Source organism: Microbacterium wangyouchuni (assembly GCF_054072595.1).
Genome location: NZ_JBSVRM010000008.1, coordinates 105630 through 118474 on the forward strand (window position 1 = coordinate 105630; position 12845 = coordinate 118474).

At 65.8% G+C, this 12845-nt stretch carries 9 protein-coding genes; 5 read left to right on the top strand and 4 right to left on the bottom strand.

What is annotated here, in order from left to right:
* The first annotated feature begins 66 nt into the window (after positions 1-66).
* Positions 67-3006 carry a lamin tail domain-containing protein gene (locus tag ACW5CM_RS14325; RefSeq protein WP_457125404.1) on the top strand — a complete coding sequence of 980 codons (2940 nt, stop codon included), beginning with the start codon at positions 67-69 and terminating at the stop codon, positions 3004-3006.
* 63 nt (positions 3007-3069) lie between these two features.
* Here the strand turns inward: ACW5CM_RS14325 and ACW5CM_RS14330 are convergent, their stop codons facing one another.
* Positions 3070-3465, bottom strand: coding sequence for a YccF domain-containing protein (locus ACW5CM_RS14330; protein WP_438253155.1), 396 nt, complete (start codon positions 3463-3465; stop codon positions 3070-3072).
* Between the two features lie 77 nt (positions 3466-3542).
* Between ACW5CM_RS14330 and ACW5CM_RS14335 the strand changes: the two genes are divergently transcribed.
* Positions 3543-6023 carry an ATP-dependent helicase gene (locus ACW5CM_RS14335; RefSeq protein WP_438253156.1) on the top strand — a complete coding sequence of 827 codons (2481 nt, stop codon included), beginning with the start codon at positions 3543-3545 and terminating at the stop codon, positions 6021-6023.
* A gap of 3 nt (positions 6024-6026) precedes the next feature.
* Here the strand turns inward: ACW5CM_RS14335 and glsA are convergent, their stop codons facing one another.
* Entirely contained in the window at positions 6027-7406 is a 1380-nt protein-coding gene (gene glsA / locus ACW5CM_RS14340) for a glutaminase A (protein WP_438253157.1), read from the bottom strand.
* A gap of 39 nt (positions 7407-7445) precedes the next feature.
* Here glsA and ACW5CM_RS14345 point away from each other — a divergent pair, with 39 nt between their 5' ends.
* Positions 7446-8555 (top strand): SseB family protein, encoded by a 1110-nt coding sequence (locus tag ACW5CM_RS14345; protein WP_438253158.1) that lies wholly within the window; start codon positions 7446-7448, stop codon positions 8553-8555.
* A 39-nt stretch (positions 8556-8594) separates the two neighbouring features.
* The gene (ligD, locus tag ACW5CM_RS14350) at positions 8595-9659 is read left to right on the top strand and encodes a non-homologous end-joining DNA ligase (RefSeq protein WP_457125405.1); all 1065 of its coding nucleotides are present in this window, start codon (positions 8595-8597) and stop codon (positions 9657-9659) included.
* A gap of 22 nt (positions 9660-9681) precedes the next feature.
* Here the strand turns inward: ligD and ACW5CM_RS14355 are convergent, their stop codons facing one another.
* Entirely contained in the window at positions 9682-10725 is a 1044-nt protein-coding gene (locus ACW5CM_RS14355; protein ID WP_457125406.1) for an ATP-dependent DNA ligase, read from the bottom strand.
* A 132-nt stretch (positions 10726-10857) separates the two neighbouring features.
* Positions 10858-12321 carry a phytoene desaturase family protein gene (locus tag ACW5CM_RS14360; RefSeq protein ID WP_457125407.1) on the bottom strand — a complete coding sequence of 488 codons (1464 nt, stop codon included), beginning with the start codon at positions 12319-12321 and terminating at the stop codon, positions 10858-10860.
* Positions 12322-12352: 31 nt separating this feature from the next.
* Between ACW5CM_RS14360 and ACW5CM_RS14365 the strand changes: the two genes are divergently transcribed.
* Positions 12353-12841 (top strand): hypothetical protein, encoded by a 489-nt coding sequence (locus ACW5CM_RS14365; protein WP_457125408.1) that lies wholly within the window; start codon positions 12353-12355, stop codon positions 12839-12841.
* Positions 12842-12845: the final 4 nt, after the last annotated feature.

The window sequence follows — 12845 nt, forward strand, 5'->3', positions numbered from 1 at the left end:
CGCGGAGGCGTAAGCGCAACTCGATGGTCTGGAGGCACCCCGCCCGCCTCTTGACCATGGAGTCACATGTCCCGCCTGCAACGCGGACTCGCGACAACAGCGGTATGCGCCCTCAGCGCTGCTCTGCTGCTCGCTGTTCCTACCTCTGCCCTCGGTGCCGAGCCTGAGACACCCGGCTCGGGTGTCGTCCTCAACGAGATCATCTACGACGACATCTCCGGCCACAGCGACCGCGTCGAAATCTACAACGCCGGCACCGAGACCGTTGCGATCGGGGGCTGGACGATCTCGGACGACAAGCGTGATCGATTCAGCACGCCGTTCGCAGACGGCACGGCTCTCGCCCCGGGTGCATTCGCTGTGCTCGTCACCGATGTCGACTTCGACTTCGGTCTCGGTAAGGGCGACGAGGTCGTTCTCTACGACGCCGACAGCGTCGAGGTCGACGCCTACCTCTATGCGAACACTTCGCCGATCGCGACCTTCGCCCGCTGCCCCGACGGCACCGGCGCGTGGGCGCATGCGACCACCGCGACGCCTGGCGCCGCAAACGACTGCACCGTTGCGACAGTCGCCGGATCGATCCTGCTCAATGAGGTCGACTCGGGTCCGGCCGACTGGGTAGAGCTGTACAACCCCGGGACCGAATCCTTCGACATCTCGGGCTACGAGCTTCGCGACAATTCGGATGACCACCGCTGGGCATTCCAGGACGGGACATCGATCGCAGCCGGGCAGTTCCTCGTCGTAGAGGCGAGTTCGATCGGCATCGTCGATGGAGAGCTTGCACGCTTCGACGCACCGATCGGCATCGGCAGCACCGACGAGATCCGGCTCTTCGACAGTGCCGGTGTGCTGACTGATCGGACCGGCGCGTGGGAGGGCCACGCCAACATCGACGGTGACGAGATCGCGGCCACGCTCGCGCGCTGCCTCGATGGCGTCGGAGAGTTCTCCCTCGCTTATGCAACTCCGGGCGCGGCGAACGACTGCGTCCCGCCGACGATCAGCATCAACGAGATCGACTCGAATGGCTCGCCTGATTGGGCCGAGATCGTCAACACCGGTACGAAGCCGCTCGACATCTCCGGCTGGACGCTCATGGACAACGACCCGGCGGGCCACGCCGCGGATGTGACTCCGCTGGCCGCTGGCACGATCCTCGAGCCCGGTGGGTACTTCGTGTTCAACGGCACCGATCACTTCACCTTCGGCCTCGGAAACGGCGACACAGTCACCATCCGCAATGCCAACGGCTTGACCGTCGCTGAGCATGCCTACGCCGCGCACGCGGAGGGCTTCTGGGCCCGCTGCCAGGACAGTACGGGCGACTTCGTCGACGTCGCAGTCGGCACTCCAGGCATCCGCAACGCCTGCGGCAACCCGGTACGCATCAACGAGGTCGAGTCCGATGGTGAGCCCGACTGGGTGGAGCTGGTCAACCCGACCGATGCTGCCCTCGATATCTCGGGCATCATCGTGAAGGATGACGACGACTCGCACGAGTACGTCATCCCTCCTGCCACCAGCATTCCCGCGGGCGGCTACCTCGTGCTCGATGATTTCGACTTCGGAATCGGCAAGGACGACACGGTCCGGGTCTTCGATGGCGACCAGCTGGTCGACCAGGTTTCATGGGGCGAAGCCCACGCGGCCACCACATGGGGTCGTTGCCCGGACATCAGTGGACCATTCGCTGAGACCGCCGAGCCCACCCCGGGCGCAGCCAATGTCTGCGTCGGCGAGATCGCCGTCACGCCGTGGCCTGGTTCCGCCGACGTACGGGTTCTTGACACCGTGCCGACCTTCCTGGAGGACAGCTCGGGGCTCGACGTGCAGGAGACCGCCGACGGCGCATTCCTCTGGGCCGTTGACAATGGTGAGGGACGCATCTGGAAGCTTGAAGCGTCTGCCGATGGCTCAGTCGCGCTTGTGGACGGCTGGGAAGACGGCAAGCGGGTGCGCTTTCAGAGGGATGCTGACGCCCCGGGCGCCGCTGGACCCGACACCGAAGGCATCACCGTCGACGGTGATGGCCTCGTCTACGTCGCATCCGAGCGCGACAACAGCGTGAAGGGCGTCAACCAGAACACGGTGCTGCAGGTTGATCCGGATGAAGCTGGCCCCGACCTCATCGCGCTCAACGAATGGGATCTCACCGAACTGCTTCCGGCAGTCGGCGCGAACCTCGGCATCGAAGCGGTCGAATGGGTCTCGGATGAGATGCTCGCGGGCATGCTCTTCGACGACAACACGCAGGCAGCATACGATCCGTCGGCGTACGCGGGCGACGGACTGTTCTTCGTCGCGGTCGAGGATGGCGGCGGCGTGTACGCCTTCGCGCTCGCCGCAGACGGTTCAGCGCAGCTCGTCTCGACGATCGACCCCGGGCTTGCCGGCGTCATGAGCCTGGACTACGACTCCGTTCTCGGAGTTCTGTGGGCCGTGTGCGACGACGGATGCCAGGGGCGCTCCGCGCAGATCACACTGAACGGCACAGCTGATCCCGGCATCGCGCAGTTCGCCCGTCCAGCAGGTCTGCCCGACATCAACAACGAGGGCTTCGCCACGGCGCCGTCCTCGCTCGCGGTGGACGATCAGCGTCCGGTGTGGTGGTTCGCCGACGGCTATGCCTCTGAGTCGTTGCGCACCGGAACGCTGCCGGTCGCCGCGGAGCCGGAGGTTCCTGTGGAGCCGGAGGTTCCTGTCGAGCCCGAGGTTCCTGTCGAGCCGGAGGTTCCTGTGGAGCCGGAGACACCGACAGAGCCCACGGTTCCGACGGAACCCGGGACACCGACTCAACCTGAAGCGCCGGGCACACCCGACGCTCCGACTGAGCCGAACGCCCCCGAGCGCCCCATCGCACCGGGCGAACCGGCCCAACGGGAGGGCGCACTTGCGACCACGGGAACTGAGCTGCCGATCGGCGCTTCCGCGATGGCGCTCGCGCTGCTGCTGACCGGGGGGATCGCACTGGTTGTGCGACGCCGCAGGCAGCGAGTCTGACACCACCGAGGCGCCGAGGAGCAGTCGTTCCTCGGCGCCTCGGCTTTCACCTGCGTGTGCGGATCACTTCGCGTCGAAGGGGCCCCGGCGCGTGGAGACGATCTCTTTGCCCAGCGGCATGAGCGAGATCGGCACCATCTTGAAATCGGCGATGGCCATCGGGATGCCGATGATCGTGATGCACAGGGCGACGCCCGAGACGATGTGCCCGATCGCCAGCCACCAGCCGGCGAGGATCACCCAGATGACGTTGCCGAGGAATGCCCCGACCCCTGCAGTCGGACGTTCGACCACCTGCCGACCGAACGGCCACAGCGCGTAGCCCGCCAAGCGGAACGAGGCGATCGCCCAGGGGATTGTGATGATCGGGATGCACAACAGGACTCCGGCCAGGATGTAACCCAGGAAGAGCGCCCAGCCGGCGAGGATCACCCAGATGATGTTCAATATCGTGCGCATGAGCATGATTGTGGCACTTGAGACCCTGAAAGCGCCAGGATCGCAACGTCGGCGGCCCGGCCTAGACTCGTAGAGACATGACCGACGCACCTCTCATCGTTCCCGAATCCGCTGGCCCACGCTCGTCTGCCGGCGATCAGGACGACCTCCTCTCCGGCCTTAACCCGCAACAGCTCGACGCCGTGACCTACCGTGGTCCGGCGCTGCTGATCGTCGCCGGGGCAGGCTCCGGCAAGACCAGCGTGCTCACGCGCCGTATCGCCTCGCTGTTGCGCAATCGTGAAGCATGGCCGAGTCAGATCCTCGCCATCACCTTCACCAACAAGGCCGCCGGTGAGATGCGCGAGCGTGTTGCCGACATCGTCGGCGAAGCTGCTCGGGGCATGTGGATCTCCACCTTTCACTCCGCCTGCGTGCGGATCCTGCGCCGTGAAGCAGAACAGTTCGGTTTCACCAAGTCGTTCACGATCTATGACTCCGGCGATTCGCGGGCGCTGTTGAAGCGTCTGGTCAAAGAGCACGAGGCCGACGCCTACGGGCTGACCCCGGCATCCGTGCAGTCGCGGATCTCGAAGCTCAAGAACGAACTGCAAGACGCTGAGTCCTACTCGCGCGATGCGAACATGAGCGACCCCGCCGAACGCAAGTTCGTCGAGATATTCGCCGACTATCAGCGCAACCTGCGCAAGGCCAACGCTTTCGACTTCGACGACCTCATCGGCCAGACCGTGTACCTGTTCCGGGCGTTCCCGAAGGTCGCCGACACGTACCGCCGCCGGTTCCGGCACATCCTGGTCGATGAGTACCAAGACACCAACCATGCGCAGTACTCGTTGATTCACGAGTTGACGAAGCCGGTCTCGGGTGAGGCAGACGGCGAAGCCTACGGCGACAGCGGCATGATGATCTTCGACGCGCCCTCGGTCGATCCTGTCGCGGGGGCATCGCTCACCGTTGTCGGTGACTCCGATCAGTCGATTTACGCGTTCCGCGGCGCTGACATCCGCAATATCAGCGAGTTCGAGCGCGATTTCCCCGGTGCCAAGGTGGTGCTGCTCGAGCAGAACTATCGGTCGACGCAGAACATTTTGTCGGCCGCGAACGCGGTGATCGGCAACAACTTCGATCGTAAAGACAAGAAGCTCTGGAGCGATAAGGGCGACGGCGACAAGATCGTCGGTTTCACCGGTTACTCGCAGCACGACGAGGCGCAGTTCGTCGCCGATGAGGTCGAGGTGCTTCGCCGGGCGGGAATGCCGTACTCCGAGATGGCGGTCTTCTATCGGACCAACTCGCAGTCGCGCGCTCTGGAAGAGATCTTCATCCGTTCGGCTGTGCCGTACAAGATCATGGGTGGCACGAAGTTCTACGACCGTGCCGAGATCAAAGATGCGCTGGCCTATCTCGTCGCGGTGTCGAATCCCGCCGACGACATGGCGGTGCGCCGCATCCTGAACAAGCCGCGCCGCGGAATCGGCGAGGTCACCGAGACAGCGATCGGCCGTTTCGCCGAAGAGAACGGCATCAGCTTCCGTGACGCCCTGTCCGTTCCCAGCCAGCTTGGCGTCGGGCCGAAGATTCAGACGGCGATCGGCCATTTGGATGCTGTGCTGAAAGAGGCGACCGCACTCATGCTGCCAGCATCCGGCGAAGTGCCGCCGCCGACAGCCGTGGCCGACGGTCTCAGCGTGCTGCTCTCGAAGAGCGGCTACCTCGACACGCTCCGCGCCAGCCGTGACCCGCAAGACGAAGCTCGAGTCGAGAACCTCGACGAGTTCGTCGCGGTCGCGCGTGATTTCGCCCGCAACAACCCCGAGGGCACGATCGTCGACTTCCTCACCGAGGTCGCACTCGTCTCGGATGCCGACGATCTGCATGACGAGTCGGGAACAGTGTCGATGATGACGATGCACACGGCCAAGGGGCTGGAGTACGACGCGGTGTTCGTCACCGGTGTCGAAGAAGACCTCATCCCGCATCGAATCTCGGCGGGGGAACCTGGCGGCCCGCAGGAGGAGCGGCGCCTGTTCTACGTCGGCCTCACCCGGGCACGAAAGCGCCTGCACCTGTCGCTGGCCATGACCCGGGCGCAGTTCGGCGAGGTCACCGTCGCCATGCCCAGCCGGTTCCTGCAAGAGATTCCTGCCGGACTCGTCGACTGGCGTCAGTCGCCGGGAGACGTGAATTCGCGTGGTGGCATGCAGTCGCGTGCACTGAATGCGCGGCGCGGCGGGTTCGGTGGGGGAGGCTATGGCGCTTCGGCAGGGGCAGGAGGCGGCGGCAACGACCGGTTCGCGGTCAAACCGCTCGCTGCGCGCGACGGACTCAAGCCGCTATCGACCTCGATGGACAAGTTCCCCAACAGGGTCACCGGCAAGGTGCGCGACAACGGCGACCTCGAACTTACCGCGGGCGACCGCATCCGTCACTCCGACTTCGGTGAGGGACGAGTGGATGCCGTCACCGGCGAAGGTGCGAAGCGCATCGCGCACGTGCGTTTCGACGCCGCGGGCCTGAAGAAGCTGCTCATCAAGATCGCTCCGATCGAGAAGCTGTAACGCTCAGTCCTCATCCTGCTGGGTACCGGCTGCCGCGTCGCGAACGGCGTCGTCGAAGTCGGCTGATTGCGAGAGCCCCGCGACGCCGAGGCTGCGGCCCTGCGGGTCGCTCGCGATCACACGAATCCCCCGCTCACGACACCAGGTGGCCAGGGCCGCCAGCATCCACACCGCGACCGATTGCAGCTGTGTGACCTCGGTGAGATCCAGAACAATGACTGCCGGCGACTCACGGTCCGCCGGACGAGCGTCAAGCCACGCGTCCAGATCGAGCAGCAGTCGTTCCGCTCCGTCGAAGTCGATGTACCCGCGCAGCCGCCATACGGCGAGGTCGTCGGCGTTCTCCTGCAGGATCTGGGTGGCCACGGCATCCTGCTCGGCCCCCAATCCCGCGGCGAGCTCATCATTCGCCGCCGTCACTTCGGCGGCCGAAAGGGTGAGCGGGCGGTGCAGCACATGCAGGCCGAACCGGTTCGCGAGGCGCTGCGCGGCCACGACGCCGCGGAGGCTCGCACCGCTGGCATCCAACCGCGGGCTGAACAGGCCAAGTCCGAACTCACCCGGTGAACTTGCAACCAGGCCGCCGGCAACACCGGACTTCGCCGGTAGCCCGGCGCGCAGCAACCACTCGCCGGCATAGTCGTACATACCGCAGGTGGCCATGATGGTCATGACGTGCTGGCAGGTTTCGGCGCTCGTGACCCGTTCGTGCGTCAGCGGATTCACCCCGCCGTTCGCCAGAGTCGCCCCCATCACCGCGAGATCGCGGGCAGTGACGAGCACAGAGCACTGGCGAAAGTATGTGTCGAGCGTCTCCGACACCGGTGCGGTGAGCGATCCGGCGCTGCGCATGAGGTAGGCCAATGCTCGATTTCGGTCGCCGGACTCCTCCTCGGACGCGAAAACCGTCTCGTCGACGCTCAGATCCCTGCCGGCGAACGCGCTGAGGCGGGAGAGAATGCGGGCAAACCTCTGCTCGGGCGAGCTGCCGGTAACAAGCGACGTTGTGACGATCGCCCCGGCGTTGACCATCGGGTTCGGCGGCCGTCCGGTGCCCGCTTCCAGCTTCACCGAGTTGAACGCCTCGCCGCTGGGCTCGGCGCCGACTCGTGCATGTACAGCATCCAAACCCTGGTCATCGAGCGCGAGCGCGTACACGAACGGCTTCGACGCCGATTGGATTGTGAAGTCGACACCCGTGTCGCCGCTCTCGTACACGCGCCCGTTGAGACCGCACAGGGCAATACCGAACAGTTCGGGGTCCGCGCTTGCCAATTGCGGGATGTAATCGGCGACCGTGCCGCGACGGTCAGAGAGGAGACGGTCGTGCACGACATCGAGAAACGTGGTGACGATGTCAGAGAGTTTCTCGGGCGCTGCCATGGCCCCATGCTACGGGCCGTGCGGGATAGGCTGACAGATATGGCTTTGTTCTCCCGCCGCAAGAAGACCGACGACGTCGTTCCCGAATCACAGACCTCTGCCGAGGCGGATGCCCCGGACGAAGAAGTTCCCGCGGATGCGGTGCAGAGCGAACCCGTGCCACAGATCGGCATCTCTGTGCAGGCGTTCCGCGGCGTCGGTGCCGATGCCGGCCCGCAGGTGACTCTTCCGGATCCGGATGCGCCAGCCCCCGCGCGACAGGCTGTCGCGCCGAAGAACCCCACCGCGACGCCGCTCGTTCCAGAGAAGCGCACGCTCCCGCTGGCACCTGCTCTTCCGCCCGAGCAGACCGAATCGGTGCCGGGCATGAAGGACAACGTCCTGCTGCGCACGGCGCTTGCCGAGCTGGAAGAGGGCCCGAGCAACGAGCAGCTGATCGGGGTGCTACGTCAGATGATGCAGGGGCACCTGTACCTGCGCGTGCACGGTGATGCCCGAACGCAGATCGCCGAGGGCAAGCCGCTGTCGATCGCCGTGGTCCGAGACGGCGAGCGCGCCTTCATGCTCGCGTTCAGTTCGGCTGTTGCCGTTCGGGACTCTGTGCAACGCGAGACCGAGCCGACGGCAACCTCTGCCGTTGCGCAGCCGGTCACAGCGGTGCTCCAGCAGGTGGTCTCCGGGAACTTCAGCGGCATCATCCTCGACAACGCCTCCGGTGTGCACCGTGCTGTTTTCCCGACCGAGATCCTGTCGAAGGCGCTTGAGCAGGCCGATCCCGCGATGGCCGTCAAGACGTTGATCGCTGCCCCGCGTGAACAGGACACAGCGAAGAAGGTCGGTGACGCGCTCGCCAAGAGCAAGGTCTACGTGGCCGTCAACGACGGCAGCGGCGGAGGCCAGATCGGTATCGCTGAGGCGCAGACGGCTGATGGCAAGCGCTACCTGCAGGTTTTCTCGCATCCGCTCGAGGTTGTTGCACTCGGCCGCAGCGACAAGCCGATGCCGTTCACACCGGAGCAGTTGGCGAAGGTTCTCACCACGCACAGCGCGATCGCCGGTGTGATCGTCGACCCGGCGGGACCGTCGATCCTCGTCGAGCGGGATGCGCTCGCCGCGGTGCTCGTGCTCGCAGTCGACGTCGGCGACTGACCACTACCGTTCGCGGCGGTGCCGTTCTAAGGTCGGTGCATGGCCAGTGAGCGCGTGACATTGACGATCGCCGACCCGGAGGGAGCGCGAGAAGTCGAGCTGTCGAGCCCGAACAAAGTGATCTGGCCTTCGCCGGGCTCAGGGGCCGGCATCACGAAGGCGGAGCTCGCTGAGTATTTCCAGGTCGTCGCCGATCCATTCCTCAATGCCAATGGTGCCCGGCCGGTGTCGCTCGAACGGTTCCGCGCCGGCATCGGCGGCGAGAGCTTCTTCTCGAAGAACCCACCCAAGAGCACGCCCGATTTCGTGGACGCTGTGACCGTCACCTACAACAGCGGCAGGCAGCATCCGCAGATCGTTCTGAACCGGCCGAGCGCGATCGTCTGGGCTGCGCAGATGAATACGATCGTTTTTCATCCGTGGGCGTCACTTGCGTCCGACACCGACAACCCGATCGAGCTGCGCATCGACCTCGATCCGCAGCCGGGCACGGACTTCGCGGATGCCGTCACCGCCGCGCATGGTCTCCGCGAGGTGCTGCGAGAAGCCGATCTCGAGTCCTTCATCAAGACCAGCGGCAACCGCGGCCTGCATGTGTTCTGTCCGATCGTGCCGGAGTGGGAGTTCCTCGACGTGCGTCACGCGGTCATCGCCGCAGGACGAGAGCTGGAGCGCCGCATGCCTGAGCAGGTCACCACGAACTGGTGGAAGGAAGAACGGGGCGAGCGCATATTCGTCGACTTCAATCAGGCTAATCGCGACCGCACGATGGCGGGTGCCTACAGCCCGCGTGCGCTTCCCGCCGCAACGGTGTCGACGCCGGTGGAATGGGACAAACTCGACGGACTGGATCCGACGGTCTTCACGGTACGCAGCATCCCGCAGCGTCTGGCAGACATCGGCGACCCGTGGGCCGATATTCAGAAAGCACCGGGGCGGATCGACACGCTGCTCGGCTGGTGGATGAGAGATCTCGACAACGGGCTCGGCGAGTTGTCGTTCCCCCCGGACTTCCCGAAGATGCCGGGTGAGCCGCCGCGCGTGCAACCCAGCAAGATGGTCGCCGAGAACTGGGACGCAGAGGGCAACCCGATCGAGGGCTGACCTGGCCCCGTTCGCGCTGCAGTCAGGCGAGCACGTCGTCAAGGTCGTAACCGGCGACGGTCTCGAGCTGGTCGTAGGTGCACGATCGGGCGTCGCGGTCGGGGCGCCAGCGCTCGAACTGCACCGTGTGTCGGAAACGCGCTCCCTCAAGCTGGTCGTATCGCACCTCCAGCACGCGCTCGGGGCGCAGCCGGACAAAGGAGACGTCCTTCGAACCGGTGAACCTGCTGCGCTCTCCTTCGCCGGTCACCGCTGCACCCGAATCGTCACGCTCAACCAGTGGCGCTAGTTCGTTGATGAGCTCCTGACGTCGCTTGTCGCTCCAGGCCGCGACACCGCCGACCTGGCGCAGCACCCCATCCGCGTCGTACAGACCGACCAGCAGCGAACCAACCCCGGAGCCGGATTTGTGGATGCGATATCCGAGCGCGACGACGTCGGCGCTGCGTGCATGCTTCACCTTGATCAGCGTGCGCTTTCCGGGCGCATAGGGCTGGTCGAGCGGTTTCGCGACGATGCCGTCGAGGCCGGCGCCCTCGAACTCGGCGAGCCAGCGCACGGCCGTGTCACGGTCGGTCGTCGTGCGAGTGAGGTGGAGCGGATGCTGGGCCGGGGCGAGCAACTCCTCGAGGCGCGCGCGGCGCTGCGCGAACGGTTCATCCAGCAGCATCTCCTCGCCGAGGGCGAGCAGGTCGAACGCGATGAACATCGCCGGTGTCTGTTCGGACAGGAGCGCAACGCGGGACGCTGCCGGATGGATGCGCTGGCTCAACGCCTCCCAATCCAGCCGCTGGGACCCGGGTTCGCCCGTTGCGACGACGATCTCGCCGTCGAGCAAGCACGGAGCCGTGAGGATCTGCGGTATGGCTTCGACGAGCTCGGGAAAGTAGCGAGTCAGAGGCTTTGCGCCGCGTGAACCGATCTCGACGGTTTCGCCGTCCCACGCGATGAGCCCGCGGAAGCCGTCCCACTTCGGCTCGAACAGCATCCCACCCGCAGCCTTCGAGGGGTCAGGTACGGCGGCGGCGGCTTTCGCGAGCATCGGCGTGGGGATCTCGTAGCGCATGCGTCCATCCTCGCGCCATCTCGCAGGTCGCGGAAGGGGTACAGGCGTCAGCCGAACAGCACGTGCGCCGGCCGGAAACACGCCGGATGGGCTGACAGGTGTGGAAATCGACCGACACCTGTACCTGCGGAATCAGCGGGAGCCGAACAGCTCGCCGAGCAACGTGCGGCTGCGGACGCCGGCATCCGCCAGCACGGTGCGCGCAGCGTGCCAGCCGGCCATGCCGTTCACCCCAGGACCGGGCGGGGTGGATGCTGACGCCAAATAGACGCCGCGCATCGGCGTGCGCCAGGGCGCCGTCGATAGCACGGGGCGCCGGATCGCCTGCGGGATCGTGAATGCGCCGCCGAGGATGTCACCGCCGATGTTCGCCGGGTTGATCGCCTCTCGAGACGATGCGGGAACAGACGAATGCGCGAGGATCCGTTCGCGGAAACCCGGGGCGAAACGCTCGATTTGGCGGGTGATGAGCTCGGTGGCATCGAGATCCGACCCCTGCGGGACATGGATGTACGACCACAGCACCGCCTTGCCCTCCGGCGCTCTGGTGTCGTCGAGGACAGACGGCTGCACAGCGAGCACATACGGCCGGTCGCTGACGTGCCCCTTCGCCACAGCGTTCTCGCTCGCCCAGACCTCGGCCTGCGTGCCGCCGACGTGCACGGTGGGGGACTGGGCGACCTGATCGTTCGTCCACGGCACCGGCCCATCGAGCGCGAAATCGACTTTTGCAGCCGCAGGCCCGTAGCGGTAGGAGGCGATCGCTCGGGCATACCGGCTGGGGATATCCGGATGCGTGAGCGCAAGGCGCGGCGATGAGTTCAGCAACAGCACATCGCCCCGGTCTGAGTCTCCCCAGTCGAGTGTGGACAGATCGGTGATGCGCGTACCGGTCTCGACGCTGCCGCCATGCGCCTCGAGGTCGGCGAGAAGGGCATCGGTGATCTTCTGGGCACCGCCGCGCGGGTACATCCAGCCGCCGGCGTGCGCCTGCGCGGCAAGCAGCAGACCTGCTGCCGCTCCCGCAAGCGATGGCAGCGGAGTGTTGGCATGTGCGAGCACCCCCGACATGAGAGCTGCCGCCTCATCCGTGCGGAATGACGAGCGCGCCAGCAGCGTGCCCTGGTCTAGCATCCGCAACGCGAAGCGCACTGCTGTGAGCGGGTCGCGGGGGATGCGCAGCATCTGGTTGCCGGTGAAGTCGACCACACCATCGATGTGCTGGCTGAGTGGGCGCAAGCGCGACAACCAGGCACGGCTGTCGACGCCCAGTCCCGCTGCAGTGCGTTCGATGTCGTGCCACGCGATGCCGGCGCGGCCGTTGTCGAGAGGGTGGGCGTACGAGATCTCCGGACGAATCCAGTCAACGCGCTCGGCCAGCCCGAACGCCTGGAAGAACGGGGAAGCGAGGGACGCAGGATGCACGGACGAGCCGACGTCGTAGCGGAACCCGGAAAGCGTCGAATCGACAGTGCTTACGCCGCCGCCGATCGTGTCGGATGCCTCCACAACGCGGACGTCATATCCTGCGCGTGCGAGCGTCACTGCTGCGGATAGCCCGTTGGGCCCGCTGCCGACGATGGTTGCCTGTGCCACACGCTCAGTCTTCCATGGGATCCTGAAGAAGATGAACGAAACTCAGGGGCCAACGCCCGCCGGCACATCCCGTCCCTACCGAAACCTCCCGGAGGCGCTGCGCGCGCACCGAATCGAACTTGCGAACCACGAGTTCATCACAGCGATCACAGATGCTGTTGGAATCTCGTCCTTCATCGACCGCGGTCGCTACATCGAAGCGGTCCGTCGCGACGGTGGCACCGCGTTGCACATCGGTAAGACCTACACCAATGGTTTCGCCGAAGACGAGCAGATCGTCGTCGGCTCCACAACGCTGCGCCTGCGGGCGAGCGAGGGCCGCGCGCCGTACTTCTACGTCACGCACCCCAGCGAATTCCGGCCGGTTGCACCGGCGGCATCGTCGCGCGCACCGCGAAAGGCGGCGACGGCATCGTCAGAGCCGCGGGTGGCCCGCGTAGCGAAACCGATCGAGCGAGACTACGGCGTGTGCGATGTCTGCTTCATGGTGCGCACCGCCTCGGGCACCTGCAGCTGCTGAGCGA